We start from the raw sequence: 25,700 nt of genomic DNA, 5'->3' as shown, positions 1-25,700 counted from the left end.
GTGACATCCTGCTGCCTTCATACTGATCCGGCAGATCGTTGTCGGCAGATCGTTGCCGACAGGTCGTGTTCGAGAGATCGTTCTCGACTGGTCGGTGAAGTGGAGGCAGGTGTGCAGGCGGAGGCGAGCCCGGTGGCCGACGATTCCATTCCTCAGCAAGGGCTCTCGCGACGGATGCTCCGCGACGAGACCCTGCTCGTGCTGGCGCTCTCGCTGGGGGCGAGCGGGGTCTCCGCCCTGATCAGCTTCATCGGCTCGGTCACCAAGCCCGGCGGGCTCAAGGACCAGGCGGCCGGGATGAACGTCTCGGCCGCGCCCGGCCGTCCCTGGCTCGACCTCGCCTGGCAGCTCTTCGGGATCACCACGGCGCTGGTGCCCGTCGCCCTCGTCGCGCACTTCCTGCTGCGCGAGCGCGCGAGTCTGCGCACCATCGGCTTCGACCGCACCCGCCCGTGGCCCGACCTCGGCCGCGGCGCCGCGATCGCGGCGGTCATCGGCAGCACGGGGATCGCCTTCTACCTGGCGGCTCGCGGCCTCGGCTTCAACCTCACCGTGGTGCCGGAGGCACTGCCCGCCGTGTGGTGGAAGTACCCGGTGCTGATCCTCTCCGCGATCCAGAACGCGGTGCTGGAGGAAGTGATCGTCGTCGGCTACCTGCTGCGCCGCCTCGGGCAGCTGGGCTGGACTCCGACGGCCGCTCTGGTCGGCAGCTCGGTGCTGCGCGGCTCGTACCACCTCTACCAGGGCATCGGCGGCTTCGTGGGGAACCTGGCCATGGGCGTCGTCTTCGTCTACCTGTACCGCCGCTGGGGCCGCGTCGGTCCTCTCGTGGTGGCCCACTCGCTGCTCGACATCGGGGCGTTCGTCGGGTACGCGCTGCTGGCGGGCAAGGTCGGGTGGCTCCCGACGGCGTGAAGACCGGGGGAGGGGCGTACGGCGGTGTCGTACGCCCCTCGTTCATGGAGCCCCTTGTTCATGAGCCCCTTGTTGCATGCAGCCCCTCGTCTCAGGCCAGCAGCTCGCCCTCGATGACTGTGACCGCCCTGCCCGTCAGCAGGGTGCGGTCGCCGCGCAGCTCCGTGCGAATGCGGCCGGAGCGGTGTGAGGCCTGGAGGCCGGTGAGGCCGGGGCGGCCCAGGCGCTCGGACCAGAACGGGGCGAGCGCGGTGTGGGCGCTGCCGGTCACCGGGTCCTCGTCGATGCCGATGTTCGGGAAGAAGCAGCGCGAGACGAAGTCGTAGCCCTGGTCCGGGTCTTCCGCGGGGGCCGTGGCGATGACGCCGCGTGCTGAGTGGGCGGCGAGGGCCTTGAGATCGGGGCCGAGGCCGTGCACCGTCTTCTCGTCGGCGAGTTCGACGAGCAGATCGCCGACGTTCGGTCCGGTGTCGAGGACCGTCAGCGGCTCGGCTCCCAGGGCCTCGGCGAGGCCGCGGGGCGGGTCGACCCGGGTGAGCGGAGCCGTCGGGAAGTCCAGAGTGATGGAGCCGTCGGCGGTGGGTGTGGCGACGAGCACGCCACTGCGGGTCGCGAACCGCACCGGCCCCTCGTGGGCGCCGGTGGTGTGCAGGACATGGGCGGTGGCGAGGGTCGCGTGGCCGCACATCGCGACCTCGGCGGCCGGTGTGAACCAGCGCAGTGCCCAGTCGGCCTCGCCGCCGCCGGGGAGGGGATGGGTGAAGGCCGTCTCGGCGTGATTGACCTCCAGTGCGATGTTCTGCAGCCGGCTGTCGTCCGGGAAGGCGTCCGCGTCGTTCAGGAGCATGACCCCGGCCGGGTTGCCGGTGAAGGGACGGTCGGTGAAGGCATCGACGATTCGAATCCGCATGCCCCGACGCTAGAGGTCCGTCCAGGCCGTGGACCAAGGCCAATTCACGAGTCCTGGCCTCCCCTTGACCTTGACACCGTGACAAGGTCTTCACTGTGGCCGAGGAGGTGGTCCCGATGACCATGCCACTAGAGGGCAGGAGCACGACGCGAGCGCTCCGGGAGCTGGAGAACGGCGACTCGTCGCTCCGCCTGCGGGCGGCGCTGGCGATCGGCACGACCCCGGATCCCCGGTTCGTCGACAAGCTCATCGAACGATGCGCGACCGAGCCCGAGTTCTCCGTGCGCGAGATGCTCACGTGGGCGCTCACCCGCCACCCGTCGTCCATAGCGGTCCCCAGGCTCGTCGACGAACTCCGCGCGGAGGGTTCGCGGGCACGAAGCCAGGCGTTGCACACGCTGTCCAAGATCGGGGACCGGCGGGCGTGGCCGTCGATCACACGGGCGCTGCTGACCGACCCCGACGACGAGGTGGCGCGGAGCGCCTGGCGGGCGGCGGTCGTCCTCGTGCCCGAAGAAGAAGTACCCGGGCTGGCCGCAGTGCTGGCGGCACAGCTCGGACGCGGCGATCGTGAGACGCGATTGAGCCTCAGCCGGGCGTTGATCGCGCTCGGAGAGGTGATCACGCCGACCCTGCGCGCCGCGATGACGGATCCCGACCCCCGTGTACGTCAGCACGCGGTCGCCACGGAACGGCTGTGGCGCGACCCGGATGCCGGATTCGGGTTCGCGATCGAGGAGGCCAAGCGTGTCGTGGCCCTCGGCGGGACCGGCCAGGAGGGATGACGGGCAGTGCTGATCGGTGAGGTGGCACGGCGGTCCGGGGTCAGCGCCCGTATGCTCAGGCACTACGAGTCGCTCGGCCTGGTGCGGCCGACGGGCCGTACCGACGCCGGCTATCGCGCGTACTCCGGCGAGGACATCCGGCGGATCTTCCATATCGAGAGCCTGCGCTCACTGGGGCTGTCGCTGCGCGAGGTGGGGCGCGCCCTGGACGATCCCGGCTTCCGGCCCTCGGAGCTCGTCGACGACCTCACCCGCCGCACGCGCGAGCGCATCGCGAGGGAGACGGAACTGCTCACGCGCCTCCGTCGGATCGGTGCCGCGGAACCCGCCGGCTGGGAGGACGTCCTCCAGATCGTCGGTCTCCTCCACGCGTTGGGATCGAAGAGCGCCGGGACACGCCAACTCGCTGCCCTGTCCTCGGCCGAAGAGGTTCCGTGGCCGGTGGAAGCCCTGGTCGAGGCAGCGTTGAGCGAGACGGACCCGAACGTCGCCGGAGCCCTTCGATGGGCTCTGGCGCAATCGGGCGACGCCGGATCCGCCCTGCTCGCCGAGGGCCTCGGCTCATCTGTGGCCGAGGTCCGCAAGCGTGCCGTCCAGAGTCTCGTCGAGATGCCGAACGGCGACGCGACCGCACTGCTGGGGGACGCTCTCCAGCATCCCGACCTCGTGGTCCGCAGATACGCGGCCCTGGAGCTCGGGGCACGTGGAGTGGCCGAGGCGATCCCGACGCTCATCGACATGGTCGTCGAGGCGGCGAACGACGTCGACGCGGCCGATGCGCTGAGCGCGCTGGCGAGTGATCCCGTTTCGGCGGACCGGATCGCCACCGGGCTCGTCGACCGCCTCGCCCACGGCACCGTCGAACCGTCCACGCGCCGGCGCCTGACCCAGGCGCTCGCGGACATCCCGGGACCCACGGCGTCCCGTGCCCTCGAGGCGCTGGCCCATGACGAGGACCACGTCGTCGCACTGACCGCCACGTACATCCTCGGGATTCGCGACGCACGCTGAAGCCGCTGCTTCGGAATCCGCCTCGTTCGGAGGCTGCTGTCCCGTCTCAGCGAAGTCGGTCGTGCTCGGTGCTGGTGACCTGCGTGGACTGGATTGGATGAGACGCGTGGACTGTCAGCCGGCGATGGTCGGCGGTTCTGCGATGCCGATGAAGTTCCCGGCTTTGGTCTGGATGCGGACCGACCACCCCAGCGCGGTGAGGTCGTCCGTGAGGGTCTGGGCATCGTGGAACACCTTCACAATGCGGTACCGGCTGCCGTCATCGAGCCGACGCAGGGCTGCTGGGATCGGCTGGTTCGCGAGGACTTCCTCGTATGCGGCTGCGGCTGGGCCGTCGTCGATGAAGATCGCTTTGCCGCCGGGCGCGAGTGCGGCCGAGACGGTGTTCCAGAAGTCGGGCAACCGCGTCGGCGGGATATGGGAGAGCCAGAAGGCGAAGAACACAGTGTCGTAGCGTCGTGGCGGCTGCCACTCGAACAGGTCGGCCTCGATGAACTGGACGGTGGGGGATGCGGTGCGCGCCCGAGCGAGGGCCAGCACTTCGGGTGAGGCGTCGACAGCCGTCACGGACCGCGCCCGCGCGGCGAGCCTCGGGGTCCACTGGCCCGTTCCGCAGGCCAGTTCCAATACATCCCCGGCAATCGGGAGGTCATCGACGACAGCCAGCAATTGCTGAAGGGCTTCGTACTCTGCGTAGGGCCGGTCGTATTCGGCTGCGGCGGCCCTGTAGTAGGCCCTCTGCTCCGCCAGGAGAGCGTCGTCATCCATGCGGGTTCCTCTCATCCGGGCTCGGTCAGCCAAGCGCGCTCAGCTCGTCGGCTTGGTTGTCCCGGACACCGTCGGCCTTCACCTTTGGGCAAGGTCAAGAGTCACGAGGGTCCCCTTCTCTCGCAGCAGGCCGACGCCGATCCGCACAGGCACGCTGAGAGGTCCGACGCGGATGCCGACGACGCTCCTGAACGGCGTCCACGTACGACAACTCGACGCACGGCCCTGGTTTGATCCACCCCAGCCGGTACAGCCATCCAGCAGGACGGCGGCCGCTCGGTCGGAAGGGCCTTGCCACACGAACACTACCGATATATCGTCGAAGCATCGCGACAGATCAACGATGGAATGGAGAGTGGTTGCGATGCGTACCCACGGATACGAGCACGGACATGGCCACGGCGGACCGCGTCACGGCCGGGGCGGCTTCGAGGGGCTGCGTGCGGCCTTCGGTCCCTTCGGGCCCGGCGGTCCTGGTGGTCCCGGCTGGGGAGGGCCCGGTGGTCCGGGCTTCGGGCCCGGCCCCTGGGGCGGGCGAGGGCGCGGCGGGCCGAGGGGAAGGGCGCGGCGCGGTGACGTGCGGGCCTCGATCCTCGCCCTGTTGAAGGACCGGCCCATGCACGGCTACGAGATGATCCAGGAGATCGCCGAGCGCAGCGGCGGGGCGTGGAAGCCCAGCCCGGGTTCGGTGTACCCCACCCTTCAGCTGCTGGAGGACGAGGGCCTCATCGTCAGTGAGTCCGAGGGCGGCAAGAAGCTGTTCTCGCTCACCGAGGCGGGCCGCACAGCGGCCGGCGAGGGGCCCGAGGCGCCCTGGGAGGAAGCCTCCCGCGGGGTCGACTGGGAGGCCCTCGGCGAGATCCGCCAGGCCGGCTTCGGGTTGATGGAGGCCTTCGGCCAGGTCTGGAAGACCGGCAGCAAGGAGCAGAAGGAGAAGGCGCTCGGCGTCATCAACGAAGCCCGCAAGAAGCTCTACCTGATCCTCGCCGACGAGGACTGAGGGCCGGCCCTCGTGGCGCAGGCGCCCCCCGGAGTGATCCGGGGGGCGCTTCTTCGTGCCGGGGTGTCAGGCCGCCGGCCCGGCCAGCTTGCGCAGCGACTCGTTCAGGGCCGCCGTGGCCGAGTCCCTGAGCTTCCCCGCCATCAACGACACGGCCGCACCCGTGAACTCGCCGTCGATACGGACCGTCGTCGCGCCGCCGTCGGGCGTCAGGGTGTAGCGCGTCGCGACGGTCACGCCCATCGGGCCCTGGCCGCGGATGGCGAGCACCCGGGCCGGTTCGAGTTCCTCGACGGTCCACTCCACCTCGGCCGGGAAGTTCATCAGCCGCATGTTCTCCTGGAAGGTCGCGCCCACTTCCAGGCTCTCGGGGCCACCCGAAGGGAAGCTGGTGTGGGTCGCGTTCCACTCGCCGTACGCGGACCAGTCCGTGAGTCTGGCCCACACCTTCTCGGCCGGCGCCCCGAGGCGTGCCTCCGCGCTGACTTCGGCCATGCGACCACCTCTTCGAGTCGGGTGTCGCGGAACGTAGCCGCGCCGGCCGCAATGTTCAATACTGACGAACAGTCAGGCATGGCGGGGTCGGCGGGCGATACAGTCTGATGTCCTCCGTAAGGATGAGATTCCGACCGGGGAGGTCCACTTCCTGTGGGACGCGAAAATGCTCCCCATCGGGGATGACCCGGGCTCGCGGGACTGATGGGGTAGGGGATGTGCAACCCCGTATCCCCAGGCAGTCGGCCCCTGAGCACGGCATCCACCGCGCGGAGAACGATGCCAGGCTCAGTGACGAGCTGGCGTCGGTGATCGGCGGTGCCCGTCGCCGGGCGGTCAGGGACGGGGACCGGCAGATCGACACCGCCCATCTGCTCCACTCCCTGCTGGAGTCCGACCCCGAGGCGCGTGCCGTCTTCGGGGACGGGCCGCGCATCGCGCGACTGCTCGGCTATCTCGTCCAGCGCAGCATCGGTTACGGCCTGCGCTGGCAGAGCGCCGTCGAGGACTCCGGCGCCGTCCCCGTGGTGGCGGAGTGCGCGGGTTTCTCGCCGCTGGCCGCGGCGTCGATGGAGTACGCCTGCGAGCTCGCCGCCCGTCGCGGCGGACCGGCCCGCGGTATCGACCTGCTCGCGGCGATCGTCGTCGACCAGCAGGCGCGCGCGGTCGAGGTGCTCGCACGCGCCGGGATCGACCCGCGCGAGGTGCTCGCCCGGCTCGGCGGCCGGCCCGGCCGGACCGGGGAGTGGGCCGGAGGCTCCGAAGCCGCACCCTGACCGGACCTGCCCCGATCGGTCGCCCCGTCCAGGCAGTGAGACAGGTGCCATGAGGAGTGACGCTCCTGTCATGGCCTGTCATCATGTGCCGGTGCGTACCTCTGAGAGCAGTCCGAGCAGGCGCGGCAGGGGCATGGGGCTCGGCCTCGCGCTGTTGTCCGCGGTCGCCTTCGGCGGATCCGGAGTCGCGGCCAAGCCGCTGATCGAGGCGGGCCTCGACCCGCTGCACGTGGTGTGGCTGCGCGTGACCGGGGCCGCCCTGGTGATGCTGCCGCTCGCCGTACGTCACCGAGCGCTGCTGCGCCGCCGCCCGGGCCTCCTCGCCGGATTCGGGCTGCTGGCCGTCGCCGGTGTCCAGGCCTGCTACTTCGCCGCGCTCTCCCGCATCCCCGTCGGGGTGGCGCTGCTCATCGAGTACCTGGCGCCCGCGCTCGTGCTCGGCTGGGTGCGGTTCGTGCAGCGGCGGCCCGTGACACGTGCCGCCGCGGTCGGTGTCGTCCTCGCGGTCGGAGGGCTCGCCTGCGTCGTCGAGGTGTGGTCGGGCCTCGGCTTCGACGCCCTGGGGCTGCTGCTCGCGCTCGGCGCGGCCTGCTGCCAGGTCGGCTACTTCGTCCTCTCCGACCAGGGCAGCGACGCCGGAGACGAGGCGCCCGACCCGCTCGGCGTCATCGCCTACGGTTTGCTCGTCGGCGCGGCCGTGCTGACCGTCGTCGCCCGGCCCTGGACCATGGACTGGTCCGTGCTCACGGGCACCGCGCGCATGGACGGCACTCCCGTCGCCGCCGTCGTCCTGCTGGCCTGGATCGTCCTGGTCGCCACGGTCGTCGCGTACGTCACCGGCGTCGTCTCCGTGCGCCGGCTCTCCCCCCAGGTCGCCGGTGTCGTGGCCTGTCTCGAAGCGGTCATCGCGACCGTCCTGGCCTGGGTCCTGCTGGGCGAGCACCTGTCGGCGCCGCAGATCGCCGGTGGCGTCATTGTGCTGATGGGCGCGTTCATCGCGCAGTCCTCGACACCCGCGAAGGGCTCCGATCGGCCGGTGGCCGGCGGCGGCCCGGAACGGGAGTTGTCCACGCCCGGAACCGCCGCATAGGCGTCACCGTGCCGTCAAGTAGTCAGGCAGTTCGGTGCCGGCGGCCAGGTCCGGGTCGGGGATCGGAGTGCCGTAGGTCGTCCGGACCGGGACCACGCCGGCCCAGTGGGGGAGGCTGAGGTCCTCCGGTTCGTCGTTCACTCCGCCCGTGCGGAGCTTGGCGGAGACCTCGGCCAGGTCCAGGCGGAGTACGGCGGTGGCGGCCAGTTCCTTCCTGTTGGCCGGGCGGGAGTCGGCGGCGCGGCCCGGTACGACGTGGTCGACCAGGGCGTCCAGGGCCTGCCGCTTCTCCTCGGGGTCTGTCACGTCGTGGGCGACGCCGTGCACCACCACGGAGCGGTAGTTGATCGAGTGGTGGAAGGCCGAACGGGCCAGGATCAGGCCGTCGACGTGCGTGACGGTCAGACAGACCGGAAGGCCCGGGTCGGCCTGGCCGGCCGCCCGCAGCGGGCGCGAGCCCGTCGAGCCGTGTACGTAGAGCCGCTCGCCGGCCCGGGCGAACAGCGTGGGCAGCACGACCGGCGCGCCGTCGCGGACGAATCCGAGGTGGCAGACGCAGGCCTCGTCGAGTATCGCGTGCACCAGGTCCCTGTCGTACGAGGCCCGGTCCGGGGAGCGCGTGGGGACGGTGCGGTCGGTCGGGGTGTAGGCGGTGGCGGACTGCGACGGCGTCGATGTGGTCCCCTGCATTGGCGCTCTCCATTGCACTAGTGCATAATCTGCTTTGTGCTAGGAGAGTATCGGATCAGCGGGCGCCGTGCAGCGGACATTTCCGCGAGCGTCGAGCGGGCGGTGGGGACCGGTGAGCTGCAGCCGGGGCAACTTCTGCCGCCCATGCGGGAGTTGGCGGAGCGACTGGGAGTGAATCCCAATACGGTCGCGGCCGCGTACCGGACCCTGCGTGAGCGCGGGGTCATCGAGACCGCGGGCCGGCGCGGCAGCCGGGTGCGGCCGGCGCCGGCCACGACCGGACGGGACCAGATCAGGGTGGACGTCCCCGAGGGCGTGCGTGATGTGGCCGCGGGCAATCCGGATCCGGCGTTGCTCCCGCCGCTCGGTGCCGCGTTCGCGGCGGCGGCCGCCGAGGCGGACCGCGCGCCCCTGCTGTACGGAGAGGCCCCCGTGGAGCCGGAGCTGGCCCGGATCGCGCGGGCCGGCCTCGACGCCGACGGGGTGCCGGACGGGCCGCTCGCGGTGGTCTCCGGGGCACTCGACGGTGTCGAACGCGTGCTGGCGGCCCACCTCAAGCCCGGCGACACCGTCGCCGTCGAGGATCCCGGCTGGGGTCGCACCCTCGACCTCGTGCCGGCGCTCGGGCTCAGGACCGTCCCCGTCGGCGTCGACGACGACGGGCCGTGCGCCGAGGACGTGCGCCGGGCGCTGGAGGCCGGGGCCCGGGCCCTCATCGTCACCGACCGGGCGCAGAACCCGACCGGAGCCGCTGTGAGCGCCACGCGTGCGCGTGCCTTGCGGGCCGTGCTCAGGGAACACCCGGAGACCCTGCTGATCGAGGACGACCACGGTCACGGCATCGTCGACCTCCCCCTCCACCCCCTCGCCGGCGTCACCCGGCACTGGGCCTTCGTACGCTCGGCCGCCAAGGCCTACGGCCCCGATCTGCGCCTCGCCCTGCTCACCGGGGACGCCGTCACCGTCGACCGGGTCCGTGGCCGGCAGCGCCTCGGGCCGGGCTGGGTGAGCCGGCTGATGCAGCGAGCCCTCGTTCGGCTGTGGGCCGACGGGGCGGTGGACCCGGTCGAGGTGGCGGCGTCGTACGGGCGGCGCCGGGACGCACTGATCGAAGCGCTCGGCCGACGCGGTGTCGCGGCCCACGGGCGCAGTGGAATGAACGTGTGGGTGCCCGTGCCGGACGAGACCGGAGCCGTCGCCCGGCTGCAGCACGCCGGCTGGGCGGTCGCGCCGGGCGCCCGCTTCCGCCTGAGCGCACCGCCCGGCATCCGGGTCACCGTCTCGACGCTCGCCGGGAACGGCAGCGGGGCCGGGGGCCGGAAGGAGAGTGAGATCGAGGAGCTGGCCGACGCGATCGCCGCGGCGCTCGGCCCGGCCCCGTCGCGCAGTTACGTCTGAGGTTGCGGCTGTGCACGGGGCTTCGGCCGGACCTGTGTGAGGGCCGCGCCCGTCAGTACGATCGCCGCGCCGACCGGCGTCGACCAGGTGAGGGACTCGCCGAGCAGTGCGACGCCCGCGGCCGTGGCGATGACGGGGACGAGGTAGGTGACCATCTGGGCGGTCGTCGGGCCGACCTCGGCGACCAGGCCGTACTGGAGGAGCATGGCGAGGCCCGTGCCCAGGGTGCCCAGGGCGGCGATCGCCAGCAGCGGCACGACCGGCACAGCGCTGGGCAGGGTAGTGAACAGCGGGGTGACGACGGACAGTTGGACAGTCGCCAGCAGTAGCTGTGCGCCGGTCATCGAGAGGTGTGAGTGGCTCGTGCCGGCCAGGGTGCGGCGGACGTAGATCCAGCCGATCGGGTAGCTGAGGGAGGCCAGCAGGGCCAGTGCCGTGCCGGTGGCGTCCAGGCCGTGGAAGCCCTGCCAGGCGCCCAGCACCGTGAGCACCCCCAGGAAGCCGAGACCGAGGCCCGCGACCCGCACTCGGGTCGGGCGGTCCTCCGACAGGGCGACCAGGGACAGCGCCATGCCCCACAGCGGTGAGGTGGCGTTGCAGATGCCCGCCAGGGTGGACGGGATGGTCAGCTCGGCATACGCGAACAGCGAGAACGGCAGGGCGTTGAGCAGGAAGGCGGCGACCGTCAGATGCCCCCAGGTGCGCGCCCCGCGCGGCAGCCGCTCGCGGCGCACCGCCATCGCGGCGGCCAGTACCGCGGTACCGAACGCCAGCCGCCCCAGCGTGACCTGGAACGGCGCGTACCCCTGCGTGCCCACCTTGATGAGCAGGAAGCTGAAGCCCCAGATCAGGGACAGCGCGGCGAAGCGGAGACGCCAGTCGAGGCGGCGCCGGGGCCGGTCGGGCGAGGCCGTGGGGGCCTGGGGCGTGGTGGTGACGATGGTCATGGCAGCCACGATGCTGGAGCGGAACCTCGAAGCACAATCGAGATTTCGCACCCGATATTGCGTAGCGTTGCTTAGGTGTTGAATCTGGAGCGCCTACGCACCCTCGACGCCCTCGCGCGGCACGGTTCGGTCAGCGGCGCGGCCGAGGGCCTGCACATCACGACCTCCGCGGTCTCGCAGCAGATGTCCAAGCTGGAGCGGGAGGTCGGTCAGCAACTCCTCGCCAAGAACGGCCGGGGCGTGCGGCTCACCGACGCCGGCCGGCTGCTCGCCGAGCACGCCGCGCGCATCCTGTCCCAGGTCGAACTCGCACGGGCCGACCTGGAGGCGCAGCGCGGGGAGGTCGTCGGTGAGCTCAGACTGTCGGCGTTCCCGACAGCCGCCCGCGGCCTGTTCCCGCTCGCCCTGTCCGCGCTGCGCGAGCGGCATCCCGCGCTCCGGCTGCGCTCCTGCGAGCTGGAACCGGAGCACGGCATCGCCTCGGTCGTGCGCGGCGACCTCGACCTCGCCGTGGTGCTCGACTGGTACAACAAGCCGATGGCGCTGCCCGACGGCCTGGTCAAGGCGCCGATCCTGGACGACCCCGCGGATGTCGCCATGCCGGTGGACCACCGGCTCGCGGGCCGTGACGAGGTGGACCTCGCCGAGTTCGCCGACGACGAGTGGATCACCTGGGGCGAGGGCGAGTTCTGCCACGAGTGGCTGATGTTCACCCTCCGCTCGAAGGGCATCGAGCCGATCGTCGGCCATCGCGCAGCCGAGACCCATACACAGCTCGGGCTGGTCGCCGCGGGCCTCGGGGTGTGTGTCGCCCCGCTGCTCGGCCGCCAGCCGGTGCCCGACGGAGTCGTGACCGTCCCGGTCAGACAGCGGGTCCGGCGGCATGTCTACGTCGTCTGGCGCGCGGACGCCGACCGCCGCCCGTCGATCAGGGCGGCGGTCAAGGCCCTGCGAGCGGCGGGGGAGAGCGTCACCTGAGCGCTCCGCGCGGGGTCCGGAGCTCCTCAGGCGGGCCCGAGCTTGCGGAAGTCCCAGGAGACGATCTTCTGCGGTGTCAGGCGTATCCAGGCGTGCCGGCCGTCGTGCGGCATCTCCTCCAGGCCGAAGTTCTTCCGGGCGAACAGCGTCTCCGGGACGTCGAGTTCGGCGCGCAGCTCGCCGGTGCGCGGGATCTCGCCGACGAACTCGACGGCACCCGACAGCTCGGCGCCGCGAAGCTCGTCGTACTCCTCGCCGGTGTCCACCACGATCGCCACCCGGGGGTCACGACTGAGGTCGGTCCACCGCTTGCTGCGTACGACCGAGTACAGCCACATCGAGGCGCCGTCCCAGGCGAACCAAAGCGTGCTCACGTGCGGAGCGCCGCCGGCCGAGATCGTGGCGACCCGGCAGGTGCGCTGCGTGGTGAGGAAATCGTCCAGTTCGCCCGGCGTCATCATGATCTTCCGGCCCCTGCGCTGCTGCGTGACGGTCATGCTCCCCCTCTTTCTTCTTCTCACGTCGTGTCAGAGAGATCCTCTGACATCACGTCAGAAAAGAATGAGTGCTCTTCCTTCCGTACGCAACGGTGGCTACGCTCACCCGACCCGCCGTCGGCGCCCAGGGGGAACCGTGCCCTCGTCCGAAGAGCTCAGCGAACTCCTCGATCCGCGGACCACCGTGCTGCTCACCGTCGAGTGCCAGGAGGGCGTCGTCGGAGCGGACAGCGCACTGCCCGAACTCGCCGCCGAGGCCCGCTCCGGCGGTGTGCTCGCCAATGTCGCCCGCCTGGTGGACGCGGCCCACGAAGGCGGTGTCCAGGTCGTCCACGCCGTCGCCGAGCGCCGTCCCGACGGCCGCGGCGCCAACCGCAACGCCCGCCTCTTCCGGGCGGCCGCGCGCCTGCCCGTCCAGCAGCTGTCCGGCACGCCTGCGGTGCGGGTCGCCGCCCCGATCGAGGTCGCCGAGGAGGATCTCGTCGTACGCCGCCTGCACGGGCTGTCGCCCCTCCAGGGCACCGATGTCGACCCGCTGCTGCGCAACCTCGGCTGCCGCACGCTGATCGTCACCGGCGTATCGGCCAACGTGGCCGTGCCCAACGCCGTGTTCGACGCCGTGAACCGCGGCTACACCGCCGTCGTTCCGACAGACGCCATCGCGGGGGTGCCGTCCGACTACACTCCCGCGATGATCCGCCACACCCTGGCCTTGGTCGCCACGGTCGCGACCACGGACGAGGTGTCGGCGTGTCTGAAGCGTGCGCGTGGGGTCAGGCGAGCGTGATGGAGTCGCCCTTCACGGTGATCTGCTTCGCCTCGAGCGGCTCGACCGCCGGCTCGTGCTTCACGCTGCCGTCGAGGACGGAGAACTGGCTGCCGTGGCAGGTGCAGGAGATGATGTCGTCCTTGAGGTCCACCATCGGACAGTTCTTGTGGGTGCAGACCGTCGAGAAGGCCTTGAACTCGCCCGCGGTCGGCTGCGAGACCACGACCTTCTCGTCCTTGAAGATCTTGCCGCCGCCCTCCGGAATGTCGGAGGTCTTCGCGAGCACCGCACCACCGCCTGCGCCCTGTTCGGTGGACGAGCCGGATGCCTTGTCGTCCGACCCGCACGCCGTCAGCGCGACGGTGAGCCCTGCCGCGCCAGCTGCCGCCACAACGGCACGGCGGCTCGGTCCGGACATCGGCTGAACTGATTCGCTGGTCATGCTGACGTTCCTTCCGGGGATTCGTGATCTGCGGAGAGGTACGGCCCTTGAGGACCGGCTGTTCAGACAATGTCGAGATCCTGACTCGTTCGTGGAAGGACGTGGGTAAAGCGGAGCTGTCGGTTCGCTGTCGGGTTCCGGCCCACCGCCGCGGGGCCGTCGCCTGTACCTCCGTCCACGTCAGTAACCTGGGACGATGCTCAAGGAAGTGATCGCGACCCGTTTCATCGCGCCGCTGCGCGAGGGCGGTTCGCTGCCGGGACTCGTCGAGGCCGACGACCACGGGATGTACGTCCTGAAGTTCAGCGGCGCGGGACAGGGCCGCAAGACGCTCGTCGCCGAGGTGGTCTGCGGGGAGCTCGCCCGCCGGCTGGGACTGCGGGTGCCGGGCCTGGTCACGGTCGAGCTCGATCCGGAGCTGGGGCTGGGCGAGCCCGACCAGGAGGTGCAGAACCTCCTCAGGTCCAGCGGCGGCACCAACCTCGGCATGGACTTCCTCTCCGGCGCGCTCGGCTTCGACCCGCTCGCGTTCTGGGTGGGCTCCGAGGAGGCCGGGCGGATCGTCTGGTTCGACGCGCTGGTCAACAACGTCGACCGGTCCTGGCGCAACCCCAACCTGCTGATGTGGCGGGGCGAGGTGTGGCTCGTCGACCACGGCGCGACCATGATCTGGCACCACAACTGGCCCGGCGCGCAGGCCTCGGCGGCCCGCCCCTACGACGCCTCCGACCATGCCCTCGCGCCCTTCGCGCCCGATGTGGCCGCCGCCGCGGCCGAGTTGGCGCCCCAGGTCACCGAGGAACTGCTCGCCGAGGTCACCGCGCGGATCCCGGGCGCCTGGCTGGCCGACGAGCCCGGCTTCGACACGCCGGACGACCTGAGGCAGGCCTACGCGCGGCCGCTGCTCGCGCGGGCCTCCGTCATCCACGACCGCATCCAGGGGACGAAGTGAGCGACCGGCACATCATCAGGGGCGGAACACGGGACCGCCAGATCTACGAGTACGCCGTCCTGCGCGTCGTCCCGCGCGTCGAGCGCGGCGAGTGCATCAACGCCGGGGTTCTCGTCTACTGCCGTGCCGAGTCCTACGTCGGCGCGCGCACCCACCTCGACGAGGCACGGCTGCTGGCCCTCGACCCCTACGCGGACGTGGCCGGCGTCCGGGCCGCGCTGCGGGCCGTGGAGAAGATCTGCACGGGCGGCCCCGCGGCCGGCCAGGCCGCGGGCGACGACCCGGGCCGCCGCTTCCGCTGGATCGTCGCCCCCCGCTCGACGATCGTCCAGCCCGGGCCCGTACACACGGGGCTGACCACGGACCCGGCGGCGGAGACGGAGCGGTTGCTGGACCTGCTGGTGAGATAGTGGATCACCCGTCCCGCAGCGCTGTCAGCGCCGACGGCGTTTCACCAGGTAGCCGGCCGAGAGCGCGGCGCCCGCCGCGAAAATCAGGCCGATGGCCGGCTCCCAGTCGCTCGGCCCTGTGGCCACCGCGCCCCCGATTCCGCCTCGTACGCCTCGGGACGGGGCGGTGGTGGGCGTGGTGGTGACGGGAGCGGACGGGGTGGCGGAGGTGATGGGGGAGATGACACCACGGCGGGGCAGGACCTCACACGCGATGCCGTCGTCCGGGCCCTGGTCCTCGTCGAGTCTGTTGGGATCGCTCGGATCCGCGTCGAAGACGGCCTGAGCGTCCTCCTGGAAGGAGAAGTCGCGGCAGTCCAGGTCTTGTCGGGCGTGAGCGGGTCCGGCCCATGGCACGATCGCGGCGATGGCGAACAGTGTGCCCAGGGCGCTGGTGCGACGGCGCATGGAGCGCCTCCCTTCCGGCCACGAGTGGCTCGGGCTTCGACGCTAGGGTCCGAGGGCCGCGGCGGCGCGGGGCGGTAGGCCGATCGGGTGTTCGGAGGCGTGCCGTCGGCGCGAGCGGAGCGGGTAATGGATCACACACACGCCGTGGCCGTTGACACCGCGTGCCAGGGCTTCTAGCGTCACACCCACTGAAGGTACTAAGCGGTCGCTCACCTGAGGAGAAGCAGTCATGTCCACCACTGAGCAGCGGGTCGCCGTAGTCACCGGCGCCGCGCGCGGTATCGGTGCCGCCACCGCCGTACGGCTGGCCGCCGAGGGTCGCGCGGTCGCCGTGATCGACCTCGACGAGGCCGCCTGCAAGGACACCGTCGAGAAGATCACCGCGGCGGGCGGCAAGGCCATCGCGGTCGGCGCCGACGTCTCCGACGAGGCGCAGGTCGAGGCCGCGATCGCCCGGGTCGCCGAGGAGCTCGGCGCGCCGACGATCCTGGTCAACAACGCGGGCGTGCTGCGCGACAACCTGCTGTTCAAGATGAGCGTCTCCGAGTGGGACACCGTCATGAACGTGCACCTGCGCGGCGCCTTCCTGATGTCCAAGGCTTGTCAGAAGCACATGGTGGACGCGGGGTTCGGCCGGATCGTCAACCTCTCGTCGTCCTCGGCGCTGGGCAACCGCGGCCAGGTGAACTACTCCGCGGCCAAGGCGGGTCTGCAGGGCTTCACCAAGACCCTCGCCAAGGAGCTCGGCAAGTTCGGTGTGACCGCCAACGCCGTCGCCCCCGGCTTCATCGCGACCGAGATGACCAAGGCCACCGCCGACCGCGTCGGCATGGGCTTCGAGGACTTCAAGGCCGCCGCCGCCACCCAGATCCCGGTCGCCCGGGTGGGTGAGCCGGAGGACATCGCCAACGCCATCGCCTTCTTCACGGGCGAGGCGGCCGGATTCGTATCCGGCCAGGTGCTGTACGTGGCCGGCGGACCGCTCGACTAGAGGACGACAGACATGACTTCCGTGGAAATCTCCGGCAAGGTCGCCCTCGTCACGGGCGGCAGCCGCGGCATCGGCTACGGCGTCGCCGAGGCGCTCGTCGCGCGCGGCGACCGTGTGTGCGTCACCGGCCGCAACGAGGACTCCCTCAAGGAGGCCGTCGAGCAGCTCGGCGCCGACCGCGCGATCTACGTCGCGGGCAAGGCGCACGACGAGGCCCACCAGGCCGTCGCCGTCGAGCGCACGATGGAGGCCTTCGGCCGCGTCGACTTCCTGGTCAACAACGCCGGTACGAACCCGGTGTTCGGGCCGATCGCCGACCTCGACCTGAACGTGGCGCGCAAGGTCTTCGAGACCAACGTGGTCTCCGCGCTCGGCTTCGCCCAGAAGACCTGGCACGCCTGGCAGAAGGACAACGGCGGCGCCATCGTCAACATCGCCTCGGTCGCCGGCCTCTCGCCCTCGCCGTTCATCGGCGCGTACGGCATCAGCAAGGCGGCGATGATCAACCTGACGGTGCAGCTCGCGCACGAGTACGCGCCCAAGGTGCGGGTCAACGCGATCGCCCCGGCCGTCGTGAAGACCAAGTTCGCCCAGGCCCTGTACGAGGGCCGGGAGGAGGAGGCCGCCGCGGCCTACCCGCTCGGCAGGCTCGGCGTGCCCTCCGACATCGGCGGCGCGGCCGCGTTCCTCACCTCCGGGCAGTCCGACTGGGTCACCGGCCAGACGCTCGTCGTGGACGGCGGCATCTTCCTCAACGCCGGCACGGGCTGACGCACGCGCGTACGCGGCTCGGCACGGGCGCTCCTGGATGATCAGGGGCGCCCGTTCCGACGTAAAGCCCTTGCAAAGGGCGATGACAACGTCGTCAAAGGTTTATCGATCAAGGAGTCATGTACCGGGGAGGGTCAGCCGGCCGGGCACTGCGGTATGGTCTGCCGACCCTTGGTATGGCAGATCGAGGAGCGTGCGCGTGTTCAACCGGAACCGATGCCTGCGGCAGGTGGCGGCCATCGCGTCCATATCGTCCCTTCTCGCCGGGTGTGGCGTGTTGTCGTCCGACACCCCGGAGGACGAGGGGCCGATCGTCGTGGGCACCACCAGCGCGCCCAGCACGCTCGATCCCGCGGCGTCGTGGGACAGCTCCTGGGAGCTGTTCCGCAACATCTACCAGACGCTGCTGAGCTACCCGACGGGCGCCAGCGAGCCCCAGCCGGACGCCGCCGAGCAGTGCGGCTTCAGCGATTCCTCGAACCAGGTGTACCGCTGCGAACTGCGCGAGGGCCTGAAGTTCTCCAACGGCGACGCGCTCGACGCGCAGGCGGTCAAGTACTCCTTCGACCGGATCCGCAAGATCAACGTCAACGGCGGCCCCGCCGGTCTGCTGGGCAGCCTCGAGCGGGTCCAGGCGCCGAACGAGCGTGAGGTGATCTTCCACCTCAACAAGCCCGACGCCACCTTCCCGTTCGTGCTCGCCACCCCCGCCATGTCGATCGTCTCCCCGCAGGCCTACCCGGAGAGCTCCCTGCGCGAGGAGAACGACGCCGTCGGATCCGGGCCGTACACGCTCGACTCCTACGACGACGGCAAGGAAGCCGTCCTCGTCCGCAACGACGGCTACAAGGGCTACGCGGAGCGCCGGAACGACGCGGTGACCATCCGCTACTTCCAGGACTCCGGCGCCATGGTCAAGGCCCTGCGAGGCGAGCAGATCGACGTGACCTACCGCGGTCTGGCCGCCGGCGACGTCGTCGACCTCCAGAGCAAGTCCTCCAATGAGGAGGAGATCCAGCTCGTCGAGGGCACCGGCACGGACATCAACTACCTGGTGTTCAACCCGAAGGACTCCTGGGCCAAGCGCAAGCCCGTGCGCCAGGCCATCGCGCAGGTCATCGACCGGGCGGCGATCGCCCACAAGGTCTACAAGGACACCGTCGACCCGCTGTACTCCATGGTCCCCAAGGGGCTCACGGGCCACACCACCGGCTTCTTCGACGACTACGGCGACCCCGACGTCGACAAGGCCCGCGAGATCCTCGGCGACGCGGGCATCAAGCAGCGGGTCCCGCTCACCCTCTGGTACACGAGCGACCGCTACGGCTCCGAGACCGCCGAGGAGTTCAAGGAGCTGAAGCGCCAGCTCGAGGACTCCGGCCTCTTCACGATCAATCTGAAGAGCCGCCCCTGGAAGACGTACGTCGAGGGCTACCAGAAGGGCGAGTACCCGGTGTTCGGGCGTGGCTGGTTCCCCGACTTCCCGGACGCCGAGAACTTCATCGCGCCGTTCGTCGGCGAGCAGAACGCCCTCGGCACGCCCTACCCGGCCCCCGAGATCACCGGCGACCTGCTGCCCCGCTCGCGCCGCGAGAGCGACCGCGCGAACGTGGAGAAGGAGTTCGAGGAGGCCCAGCGGATCCTGGTGGACGACGCGCGACTGCTGCCGCTGTGGCAGGGCAGGCAGTACGTGGCCGCCAGCCGGGACGTCTCGGGCGCGGAGCGGGCCCTTGATCCGTCGACGATCATGATGCTGTGGGAGCTGCACCGTAAGACCGCCTGGTAGGCGGGTCGGCACCGGGCTTCCCGGGCACGTTGTCAGTGGTCGCCTGTAGGTTCTGCGCCTGGAAGTGACCGCACATCGTGAGGACGTTGACGTGACCGACACCGCCATGCTGCCCCAGTCCTGGCGCGGGGTTCTGGGCGACGAACTGCAGCAGCCCTACTTCAAGGAGCTGACGGAGTTCGTCGAGGAGGAGCGGGCGAAGGGTCCCGTGCATCCGCCGCGCGAGGAGGTCTTCGCCGCGCTGGACGCCACGCCGTACGAGAAGGTGAAGGTCCTGATCCTCGGTCAGGACCCGTACCACGGCGAGGGCCAGGGGCACGGGCTGTGCTTCTCGGTCCGGCCCGGTGTGCGGATCCCGCCGTCCCTGCGGAACATCTACAAGGAGATGCACGAGGAGCTGGGCGCGCCGATCCCGGACAACGGCTATCTGATGCCGTGGGCCGAGCAGGGCGTCCTGCTGCTCAACGCGGTGCTCACGGTCCGGGGCGGCGAAGCCAACTCGCACAAGGGCCGGGGCTGGGAGAGGTTCACCGACGCCGTGATCCGCGCGGTCGCCGGGCGGCCCGACCCGGCGGTGTTCGTGCTGTGGGGGAACTACGCGCAGAAGAAGCTCCCGCTGATCGACGAGTCGCGGCATGTGGTGGTCAAGGGCGCGCACCCGTCGCCGCTGTCCGCGAAGAAGTTCTTCGGGTCGCGTCCGTTCACGCAGATCGACGCGGCGGTGGCGGCGCAGGGGCACGAGCCGATCGACTGGACGATTCCGAACCTGGGCTGAGGACGGGCGGCCGACGGCGGAGTCTTCCCTTCCGGAAGGCTCCGCGCGTACGGAGCGGCCTGAGCCGGATCGCCTCCCTCTCCGGTTAGCGTCGGACGATCAGCCGGCGAGTGCGCGGAGGGCGTGGCGATGGACCGACAGGAGCAGACGGCGCCGGACACCGTGCTGACGCGGATCGGGCAGCTCGTCATGCTGCACCACGCGGGAGACCGCGAGGAGGCCCGGCACCGGTTCCTGGACCTCTGGGCCCAGATCGGGGAGCACGGCGACCCCCTGCACCGCTGCACTCTCGCCCACTACCTGGCCGACACACAGGACGACCCCGGGGACGAACTGGCCTGGGACCTGCGCGCGTTGACGGCGGCGGAGGAGACCGACGGGGACGGGCTCCCCTCGGGCGCGGCGGTGCGTGCGTTCTACCCCTCCCTGCACCTGAATCTGGCCGACGACTACCTCAGGCTCGGCCGGCACGACGCTGCCCGCGCGCATCTGCACCGGGCCAGGGGAACGGCCGCCGCCCTTGCCGACGACAGCTACGGAGACGGCGTGTGGGCCGCCATCGAGCGGCTGGAGTCCCGACTGGGAGAAGGCGGCGGAGGCACGTGGACGCCGCCGCGCCAGCGGCCCTGAGGGAGTCGGTCAACGCCGGTACGTGTCGCGGCAGATCGTCGCCTCGGGGCTGTCCGGCCGCCACCCTCCGTAGCGCGTGCCCAGCGCGCACACGTCCGCGTTCTTCGGGACGTTCTTGTGGACGTCCTGCCGTACCGACTCCGAGATGTCGGGCAGGCCGCCCGGTGGCCGCTGTGGGCGGCCGCGCGGGGCCGGTGCCTGGCGTTCCGGGCGGGCGGGATGCGGGCGGGCGTCGCGTGTGCCGGACGGCGGCTGCCCCTGCTCCGGTGTGGCCGCCGGACGTGTGGCCGGCCGGGACGTGGACGCGGCCGGCGTCGGGCGGCGGGACCCTTCGATGAGTTCCAGGGCCTCCCGGGCCGGTGCCTGCACGACCTGCTCCTCCGGCCGGGGCGCAGATGGCCGGGACGGTGTCGCCGGCGGCCCGGGAACGGGAGGATCCTGGACCTTCACACAGCCGGAGAGGGCCGAGACCGCCACGGTCACCAGGAGCGTCGCTGTGGTCGTCGTTCGATGCACCCGCGTAACTCTGGTGCGTCCGGCGCCCGGTGGGACAGCGGACGGGCGGAGGATGCCCCGCACGGGTGATGTCCCGCCCCGTACGGAGGGCGCCGGTGGGTCGTGGGTGACGTCAGTCGCCGGTCGAGCCGTCGAGGCGCTCGCGGATCAGGTCGGCGTGGCCGTTGTGGCGCGCGTACTCCTCGATCATGTGGGTGTAGAGCCAGCGCAGATTGAACTGCTCGCCGGTGCGGCGGTGTTTGCCCTCGGAGAGGTCGTCCAGGGCGAAGCGGGCTGCGTTGCGCCGGGCGGTCTCGATCTCGGCCTGCCAGGTGGCATACGCCTCCTGGTACGTGTCCGCATCCGTCAGATGGAACTCGCCGTCCCGGTCCTCGTCGCTGAAGTAGATCGGCGGCGCGTCCTCGTTCGTCAGTACCTCGCGGAACCAGCCCCGCTCCACCTCCGCCATGTGCCGCACCAGCCCCATCAGGGACAGTTCGGAGGGCTCCACCGAGGCTGTCCTGAGCTGCTCGTCGCTCAGGCCCTCGCATTTCCAGGCGAGGGTCTGCCGGTGGTAGTCGAGCCAGCCTTCCAGCATGGTGCGTTCGGCGGCGTCGGTGGCGGGTTCGGTGCGCTCGGTGGTCATGTCCGCATCCTTTCCCAACTCGCCCGGACTGCCCAGGGGTTTTCAGCCGCCGAGCATCCCCGCGAGCAGCTCGCGCAGCCCAGCCCGCACCTCCTCCAGACTCGGCGTCCCAGAACCGAACGACCCCGCGACGCAGCTGAACATCAGCCCGTCCGCCCAGGCGATCAGTGACAGCGTGTGCCGGGCCGGGTCCGTCGAACCCATACCCGTGACCAGGGCGGTGAGCTGGTCCCTGAAGCGGGCGCCCGTCGCGTCGAAGTACGCCCGCAGCTCGGGGCGGCGGGTCGCCTCCAGGGCCAGTTCGTAGCGGGCGAGCGTGAGGGCCCGGTTGCTCGTCAGGGCGCGGTGCGTCGCCAGGGCCAGGGCGTTCGCCAGGGAGTCGGCCCCGGAGCGCGGGTCCGGCATCTCGTGCAGGACCAGCACCCGGGCCTCGCGGTCGGCCAGGCGCCGCACCGCCAGTTCGAGCAGGGCCTGCCGGCTCCGCGCGAGATTCGACGTGGAGCCCTGGGGGAGTCCGGCCGCCTCGTCGACCGCCCGGTGCGTGAGGCCCCGCATCCCGCGCTCGGCGAGCAGGACGAGGGCGGTGTCGGCGACGAGGTCGGCGCGGGAGGGGCCGGCGGTGCGTACGGACATGGGGCTCACGCTACCCGTTTCACTACAGCCGTAGTAAGGTCGAACGCGAACTACAGGTGTAGTTGACGCGGTTTCGAGGAGGAGCCATGGCACAGTCGAGACGGGCGGTCGTGATCGGCGGCGGTATCGGAGGTCTGACCGCGGCGGCCGCCCTGCACCGGCGCGGCTGGCGTGTCACGGTGCTGGAGCGCGCCCGCTCGCTGGAGCCGGTCGGCGCCGCCATCTCCCTCGCTCCCAACTCCCTGCGCGCCCTTGACGTCATCGGCCTCGGTGACGAGATCCGCGGCCTCGCCGCCTGGGCGGGGGACGGCGGAGTGCGCACACCGTCCGGGCGGTGGCTCTCGCGCTCCTCCGCCGACGCCGCCGCCGAGCGCTTCGGCGGCCCGCTCGTGCTGCTGCACCGCGCCACCCTCGTCGAGCGACTGGCAGCACAGCTCCCGCCGGACGCCGTGCGCACGGACGCCGCCGCGACCCTCGCCGACAGCGGCGACACCGACCGGCCCGCCCGGGTCACCACCGCTGACGGCGAGCTGGAGGCCGACCTGGTGGTGGGCGCCGACGGAGTCCGGTCCGCCGTACGCCGGGCGCTCTTTCCCGGCCACCCGGGGACCGTGTACTCGGGGTTCACCACCTGGCGGGTCGTGATCTCCCTCCCCGGTGCCGAGTTCGCCTCGCACGAGACATGGGGGAGGGGCCGCATCTGGGGCACGCACCCACTCAAGGACGGGCGCGTCTACGCCTACGCCGCCGCCGTGACACCCGCCGGCGGACACGCGGCCGACGACGAGAGGACCGAGCTGCTGCGCCGCTTCGGCGACTGGCACGACCCGATCCCCGCCGTGCTCGCCGCCGCCCGCCCCGAGGACGTCCTGCGCCACGACGTCCACCACATCGCCGAACCCCTGCCCGCCTACCATCACGGCCGGGTCGCCCTCGTCGGCGACGCCGCGCACGCCATGCCCCCGACGCTCGGCCAGGGCGGCAATCAGGCCATCGAGGACGCGGTCGTCCTCGCCCACCACTGCGACGGCCTCCCCGCCTACACCGCGGCCCGGCTGCCCCGTACGACCGCCGTCGCACGGAAGGCCGTGAAGGTGGCCCGTCTCAACCTCATGACCAGCCGCGCCGGGACCGCCGTACGCGACACGGCCGTGGCCGCGCTGTCGAAGGCCGGGCCCGCCCTGTTCCTGCGCGGCTTCGACGGCATCGCCGACTGGCGGCCCCCACAGCCGCCGTATGCTTCCGAGCAGGCCCCGGCAGGCAACCGTTAGAGGAGAACCCCCGTGAAGGTCGGCTGCATCGGACTCGGCGACATCGCGCAGAAGGCCTACCTCCCGGTCCTCGCTTTCCGGCCCGGGGTCGAACTGCACCTGCAGACCCGTACGCCCGCCACGCTCGACCGGGTCGCCGAGGGTCTCCACGTCCCGCGGGAGCGGCGGCACACCACCCTCGACTCCTTCCTGGACCAAGGCCTCGACGCCGCCTTCGTGCACGCCCCGACGCTCGTGCACCCGGAGATCGTGACGCGGCTGCTGGAAGCGGGCGTACCGACGTACGTCGACAAGCCGCTCGCCTACGAACTCGACGACTCCGCGCGGCTGGTGGCGCTCGCCGAGGAGCGGGACGTGAGCCTCGCCGTCGGCTTCAACCGGCGCTACGCCCCCGGCTACGCGCAGTGCGCCGACCATCCGCGCGAGCTGATCGTGATGCAGAAGAACCGGATCGGGCTGCCGGAGGAGCCGCGCGCGATGATCCTCGACGACTTCATCCACGTCGTCGACACCCTGCGGTTCCTGGCGCCCGGCGAGGTCGACGACGTGACCGTGCGAGCCCGCGTCCGGGACGGTCTGCTGCACCACCTGGTGCTCCAGCTCGCCGGGGACGGCTTCACGGCGCTGGGCGTGATGAACCGGCTCAGCGGTTCGGCCGAGGAGATCCTCGAGGTGTCCGGGCAGGACACCAAGCGGCAGGTGATCAACCTCGCCGAGGTGGTCGACCACAAGGGGCAGCCGACCGTCCGGCGGCGCGGGGACTGGGTGCCGGTGGCCCGGCAACGCGGGATCGAGCAGGCGGTGCTGGCGTTCCTGGACGCGGTCCGTGCGGGGAAGGTGCTCAGCGCCCGGGACGCGCTGGAGACTCATGAGCTGTGCGAGCGGGTCGTACGCGCGGTTCAGGAGCGGACCGCCTGAGTCGCAGGGCCCGTGCTCCCTCGCCGGCGGCCCAGGCCGCGAGGATCAGCATCGCCGCGTGCACCGTCCAGTCGCCGAGGCGGACGTAGGGCGTCGTGCCGTGGGCGAGGGGGCCTGGTAGACCCGCGCCGCGGAGGCGTCCGTCCCCAGCCACGGTCCGATCCGCTGTCCGCTTGGGCCGTAGACGGCCGAAACACCCGTCAGCGTCGCGTGGATCATCGGACGGCCGGTCTCGGCGGCCCGCAGCGCGGCCAGTGAGGCGTGCTGTTCGGGCGCCCAGCTCTGCTGGAACGTGGACGTCGACGACTGGCCGACCAGCACGTCGGCGCCTTCCCGGGTGAGATGGCGGGTCATGTCGGGGAAGGCGGTCTCGAAGCACACCATCGGGCCGGCGCGCAGTCCGTTCCCCACGTTCATCACGACCGGCTGGGAGCCGCGCCTGCGGTCCTCGCCCGCCGCCTTGCCGACGGAGGTGGCCCAGCCGAGCAGGGAGCGGGCCGGGACGTACTCGCCGAACGGCACGAGCCGCATCTTGTCGTAGCGCTCACCGGTCAGGCCGTCCGGACCGACCAGGATCGAGCTCTTGTAGATGCCGGGCTTGTCGGAGCGCTGGGCGTCCACGTTGACCAGGATGCCGGCGTCCGTCGCGCGGGACAGCGCCGCGAGCCGCCGGGCGAGGTCGGGCCGGTCCCCGAGGTCGAAGCCGACGCTGCTCTCGCCCCAGACGATGAGGTCGAGGTCCTGCCCGGCGAGCCGGCGGGTGAGCTGTTCCTCCCGGTCGAAGCGGTGGTCCGCGCTCTTGCCGCCGTCGATGACACCCGGCTGGACCACGGCGATCCTGACCTGGCCGTCGACGTCCGGGCGGGGCGAGAATGCCCAGGCCGCGGAGGTGGCGGCGGCCGTCGCGACGAGACCGGCCACGGCGGGCACCCGGGCCCGGCGCACCGCCAGCAGGACGGCGACGGCGACGTTGACGGCGACGACCAGGAAGCTCAGCAGCCATACGCCGCCGACCGAGGCGAGCCGCAGCGCCGGTTCGACCTGCCACTGGCTGGAGCCGAGCATGCCCCAGGGGCCGCCGAGGCCCTGCCAGGAGCGGATCAGCTCGATGGCGAGCCAGCCGGACGGCAGGACGAGGAGCGCGGCCGCGATCCGCCGCCGCGAGGTGGCGCCTGCCAGCAGCCGGTGCACCAGCCAGCCCCACAGGGCCCACAGGGCGCCGAGCAGCGCGGCGAGGACGAACGTGAAGACGTGCAGGAAGGGCAGCAGCCAGTGGTGCATGGCCAGCATGAGGCCGAAGCCGCCGCACCAGCCGTCGTACGCCGCACGCTTGCCGGTGGGCGCGGTGCGCAGCAGCAGGAGCCAGGGGACGAGGGCGACGTAAGCGCACCACCACAGGGACGGGGCGGGGTAGGCGAGTACGGGAAGGGCGCCCGCGATCACGGCGGCGGCCGAGCGCCACCAGGGGCGGGCGAGCCAGTGGCCGAGCGTCTTCATAGGCGCC

General features: G+C 71.4%; 29 protein-coding genes and 1 pseudogene. 18 read left to right on the top strand and 12 right to left on the bottom strand.

Going from position 1 to position 25,700, the window contains the following annotated elements; all coding sequences use genetic code 11:
- Positions 1-111 precede the first annotated feature (111 nt).
- A complete protein-coding gene (locus tag ACQEV8_RS07350) occupies positions 112-915 on the top strand; it encodes a CPBP family intramembrane glutamic endopeptidase (protein ID WP_432958347.1) in 804 nt (267 codons plus the stop codon).
- Positions 916-1,006: 91 nt separating this feature from the next.
- On the opposite strand, the gene ACQEV8_RS07345 is transcribed toward ACQEV8_RS07350, so the two are convergent.
- Positions 1,007-1,825 (bottom strand): PhzF family phenazine biosynthesis protein, encoded by an 819-nt coding sequence (locus ACQEV8_RS07345; protein ID WP_432958345.1) that lies wholly within the window; start codon positions 1,823-1,825, stop codon positions 1,007-1,009.
- A gap of 116 nt (positions 1,826-1,941) precedes the next feature.
- Here ACQEV8_RS07345 and ACQEV8_RS07340 point away from each other — a divergent pair, with 116 nt between their 5' ends.
- Entirely contained in the window at positions 1,942-2,610 is a 669-nt protein-coding gene (locus tag ACQEV8_RS07340; protein ID WP_432958344.1) for a HEAT repeat domain-containing protein, read from the top strand.
- A 6-nt stretch (positions 2,611-2,616) separates the two neighbouring features.
- Positions 2,617-3,621 carry a HEAT repeat domain-containing protein gene (locus ACQEV8_RS07335; RefSeq protein WP_432958342.1) on the top strand — a complete coding sequence of 335 codons (1,005 nt, stop codon included), beginning with the start codon at positions 2,617-2,619 and terminating at the stop codon, positions 3,619-3,621.
- A 114-nt stretch (positions 3,622-3,735) separates the two neighbouring features.
- Here ACQEV8_RS07335 and ACQEV8_RS07330 read toward each other — a convergent pair whose 3' ends face one another.
- Complete coding sequence (locus tag ACQEV8_RS07330) at positions 3,736-4,389, bottom strand: class I SAM-dependent methyltransferase (RefSeq protein WP_432958340.1); 654 nt, start codon at positions 4,387-4,389, stop codon at positions 3,736-3,738.
- A 364-nt stretch (positions 4,390-4,753) separates the two neighbouring features.
- Between ACQEV8_RS07330 and ACQEV8_RS07325 the strand changes: the two genes are divergently transcribed.
- Complete coding sequence (locus ACQEV8_RS07325; RefSeq protein WP_432958338.1) at positions 4,754-5,389, top strand: PadR family transcriptional regulator; 636 nt, start codon at positions 4,754-4,756, stop codon at positions 5,387-5,389.
- Positions 5,390-5,455: 66 nt separating this feature from the next.
- Here the strand turns inward: ACQEV8_RS07325 and ACQEV8_RS07320 are convergent, their stop codons facing one another.
- Complete coding sequence (locus tag ACQEV8_RS07320; RefSeq protein WP_432958337.1) at positions 5,456-5,884, bottom strand: type II toxin-antitoxin system Rv0910 family toxin; 429 nt, start codon at positions 5,882-5,884, stop codon at positions 5,456-5,458.
- Positions 5,885-6,102: 218 nt separating this feature from the next.
- Between ACQEV8_RS07320 and ACQEV8_RS07315 the strand changes: the two genes are divergently transcribed.
- Entirely contained in the window at positions 6,103-6,660 is a 558-nt protein-coding gene (locus ACQEV8_RS07315; protein WP_432958336.1) for a Clp protease N-terminal domain-containing protein, read from the top strand.
- Positions 6,661-6,745: 85 nt separating this feature from the next.
- On the top strand, positions 6,746-7,750 hold the full coding sequence (locus ACQEV8_RS07310) for an EamA family transporter (protein ID WP_432972508.1): 1,005 nt from the start codon (positions 6,746-6,748) through the stop codon (positions 7,748-7,750).
- A 3-nt stretch (positions 7,751-7,753) separates the two neighbouring features.
- Here ACQEV8_RS07310 and ACQEV8_RS07305 read toward each other — a convergent pair whose 3' ends face one another.
- Positions 7,754-8,440 (bottom strand): pyridoxamine 5'-phosphate oxidase family protein, encoded by a 687-nt coding sequence (locus ACQEV8_RS07305; RefSeq protein ID WP_432958334.1) that lies wholly within the window; start codon positions 8,438-8,440, stop codon positions 7,754-7,756.
- Between the two features lie 36 nt (positions 8,441-8,476).
- On the opposite strand from ACQEV8_RS07305, the gene ACQEV8_RS07300 reads away from it, so the two are divergent.
- Positions 8,477-9,838, top strand: coding sequence for an aminotransferase class I/II-fold pyridoxal phosphate-dependent enzyme (locus ACQEV8_RS07300; RefSeq protein ID WP_432958333.1), 1,362 nt, complete (start codon positions 8,477-8,479; stop codon positions 9,836-9,838).
- On the opposite strand, the gene ACQEV8_RS07295 is transcribed toward ACQEV8_RS07300, so the two are convergent.
- Entirely contained in the window at positions 9,829-10,785 is a 957-nt protein-coding gene (locus ACQEV8_RS07295) for a DMT family transporter (RefSeq protein WP_432958331.1), read from the bottom strand. The two genes, ACQEV8_RS07300 and ACQEV8_RS07295, sit on opposite strands and share 10 nt — an antisense overlap.
- Positions 10,786-10,860: 75 nt before the next feature.
- Between ACQEV8_RS07295 and ACQEV8_RS07290 the strand changes: the two genes are divergently transcribed.
- The gene (locus ACQEV8_RS07290) at positions 10,861-11,763 is read left to right on the top strand and encodes a LysR family transcriptional regulator (RefSeq protein WP_432958329.1); all 903 of its coding nucleotides are present in this window, start codon (positions 10,861-10,863) and stop codon (positions 11,761-11,763) included.
- 26 nt (positions 11,764-11,789) lie between these two features.
- On the opposite strand, the gene ACQEV8_RS07285 is transcribed toward ACQEV8_RS07290, so the two are convergent.
- Complete coding sequence (locus ACQEV8_RS07285; protein ID WP_432958327.1) at positions 11,790-12,260, bottom strand: pyridoxamine 5'-phosphate oxidase family protein; 471 nt, start codon at positions 12,258-12,260, stop codon at positions 11,790-11,792.
- Between the two features lie 136 nt (positions 12,261-12,396).
- Between ACQEV8_RS07285 and ACQEV8_RS07280 the strand changes: the two genes are divergently transcribed.
- On the top strand, positions 12,397-13,047 hold the full coding sequence (locus tag ACQEV8_RS07280) for a cysteine hydrolase (RefSeq protein ID WP_432958325.1): 651 nt from the start codon (positions 12,397-12,399) through the stop codon (positions 13,045-13,047).
- On the opposite strand, the gene ACQEV8_RS07275 is transcribed toward ACQEV8_RS07280, so the two are convergent.
- Positions 13,034-13,471: a Rieske (2Fe-2S) protein gene (locus ACQEV8_RS07275; protein WP_432958323.1), complete on the bottom strand. Its 438-nt coding sequence runs from the start codon at positions 13,469-13,471 to the stop codon at positions 13,034-13,036. The genes ACQEV8_RS07280 and ACQEV8_RS07275 overlap by 14 nt on opposite strands.
- A gap of 196 nt (positions 13,472-13,667) precedes the next feature.
- On the opposite strand from ACQEV8_RS07275, the gene ACQEV8_RS07270 reads away from it, so the two are divergent.
- Together ACQEV8_RS07270 and ACQEV8_RS07265 are read left to right on the top strand one after the other, a co-directional pair.
- The gene (locus ACQEV8_RS07270; protein ID WP_432958322.1) at positions 13,668-14,423 is read left to right on the top strand and encodes a HipA family kinase; all 756 of its coding nucleotides are present in this window, start codon (positions 13,668-13,670) and stop codon (positions 14,421-14,423) included.
- Positions 14,420-14,833, top strand: coding sequence for a DUF3037 domain-containing protein (locus ACQEV8_RS07265; RefSeq protein WP_432958320.1), 414 nt, complete (start codon positions 14,420-14,422; stop codon positions 14,831-14,833). The genes ACQEV8_RS07270 and ACQEV8_RS07265 overlap by 4 nt, the downstream gene beginning before the upstream one ends.
- 24 nt (positions 14,834-14,857) lie before the next feature.
- Here the strand turns inward: ACQEV8_RS07265 and ACQEV8_RS07260 are convergent, their stop codons facing one another.
- Positions 14,858-15,280 (bottom strand): excalibur calcium-binding protein, encoded by a 423-nt coding sequence (locus ACQEV8_RS07260; protein WP_432958318.1) that lies wholly within the window; start codon positions 15,278-15,280, stop codon positions 14,858-14,860.
- A gap of 229 nt (positions 15,281-15,509) precedes the next feature.
- On the opposite strand from ACQEV8_RS07260, the gene fabG reads away from it, so the two are divergent.
- The 5 genes from fabG (at position 15,510) to ACQEV8_RS07235 (ending at position 20,233) form a co-directional block, all read left to right on the top strand.
- Positions 15,510-16,271, top strand: a complete 762-nt coding sequence (gene fabG, locus ACQEV8_RS07255; protein WP_432958317.1) for a 3-oxoacyl-ACP reductase FabG — start codon at positions 15,510-15,512, stop codon at positions 16,269-16,271.
- 12 nt (positions 16,272-16,283) lie between these two features.
- On the top strand, positions 16,284-17,042 hold the full coding sequence (locus tag ACQEV8_RS07250; protein WP_432958315.1) for an SDR family oxidoreductase: 759 nt from the start codon (positions 16,284-16,286) through the stop codon (positions 17,040-17,042).
- A gap of 199 nt (positions 17,043-17,241) precedes the next feature.
- The gene (locus tag ACQEV8_RS07245; protein WP_432958313.1) at positions 17,242-18,828 is read left to right on the top strand and encodes an ABC transporter substrate-binding protein; all 1,587 of its coding nucleotides are present in this window, start codon (positions 17,242-17,244) and stop codon (positions 18,826-18,828) included.
- 91 nt (positions 18,829-18,919) lie between these two features.
- Positions 18,920-19,603, top strand: a complete 684-nt coding sequence (gene ung, locus ACQEV8_RS07240) for a uracil-DNA glycosylase (protein WP_432958311.1) — start codon at positions 18,920-18,922, stop codon at positions 19,601-19,603.
- Positions 19,604-19,732: 129 nt separating this feature from the next.
- On the top strand, positions 19,733-20,233 hold the full coding sequence (locus tag ACQEV8_RS07235; RefSeq protein WP_432958309.1) for a hypothetical protein: 501 nt from the start codon (positions 19,733-19,735) through the stop codon (positions 20,231-20,233).
- A 9-nt stretch (positions 20,234-20,242) separates the two neighbouring features.
- On the opposite strand, the gene ACQEV8_RS07230 is transcribed toward ACQEV8_RS07235, so the two are convergent.
- The 3 genes from ACQEV8_RS07230 to ACQEV8_RS07220 form a co-directional block, all read right to left on the bottom strand.
- A complete protein-coding gene (locus ACQEV8_RS07230; RefSeq protein ID WP_432958308.1) occupies positions 20,243-20,749 on the bottom strand; it encodes a hypothetical protein in 507 nt (168 codons plus the stop codon).
- A gap of 112 nt (positions 20,750-20,861) precedes the next feature.
- On the bottom strand, positions 20,862-21,374 hold the full coding sequence (locus tag ACQEV8_RS07225; RefSeq protein WP_432958306.1) for a DinB family protein: 513 nt from the start codon (positions 21,372-21,374) through the stop codon (positions 20,862-20,864).
- 42 nt (positions 21,375-21,416) lie between these two features.
- Positions 21,417-22,007 (bottom strand): TetR/AcrR family transcriptional regulator, encoded by a 591-nt coding sequence (locus ACQEV8_RS07220; protein ID WP_432958304.1) that lies wholly within the window; start codon positions 22,005-22,007, stop codon positions 21,417-21,419.
- 86 nt (positions 22,008-22,093) lie between these two features.
- Between ACQEV8_RS07220 and ACQEV8_RS07215 the strand changes: the two genes are divergently transcribed.
- Positions 22,094-23,278 carry an FAD-dependent monooxygenase gene (locus ACQEV8_RS07215; protein ID WP_432958303.1) on the top strand — a complete coding sequence of 395 codons (1,185 nt, stop codon included), beginning with the start codon at positions 22,094-22,096 and terminating at the stop codon, positions 23,276-23,278.
- Positions 23,279-23,290: 12 nt separating this feature from the next.
- Positions 23,291-24,196 (top strand): Gfo/Idh/MocA family protein, encoded by a 906-nt coding sequence (locus ACQEV8_RS07210; protein WP_432958301.1) that lies wholly within the window; start codon positions 23,291-23,293, stop codon positions 24,194-24,196.
- Here ACQEV8_RS07210 and lnt read toward each other — a convergent pair.
- Positions 24,120-25,693: pseudogene (gene lnt, locus ACQEV8_RS07205) on the bottom strand (apolipoprotein N-acyltransferase). The gene ACQEV8_RS07210 and the pseudogene lnt overlap by 77 nt on opposite strands.
- Positions 25,694-25,700 lie beyond the last annotated feature (7 nt).

The sequence above is a fragment of the Streptomyces sp. CA-179760 genome, assembly GCF_050937045.1.
Classification (GTDB): domain Bacteria; phylum Actinomycetota; class Actinomycetes; order Streptomycetales; family Streptomycetaceae; genus Streptomyces.
Note: the sequence above shows the minus strand (reverse complement) of the source record. Positions and strands in the feature narration are given on the sequence as shown.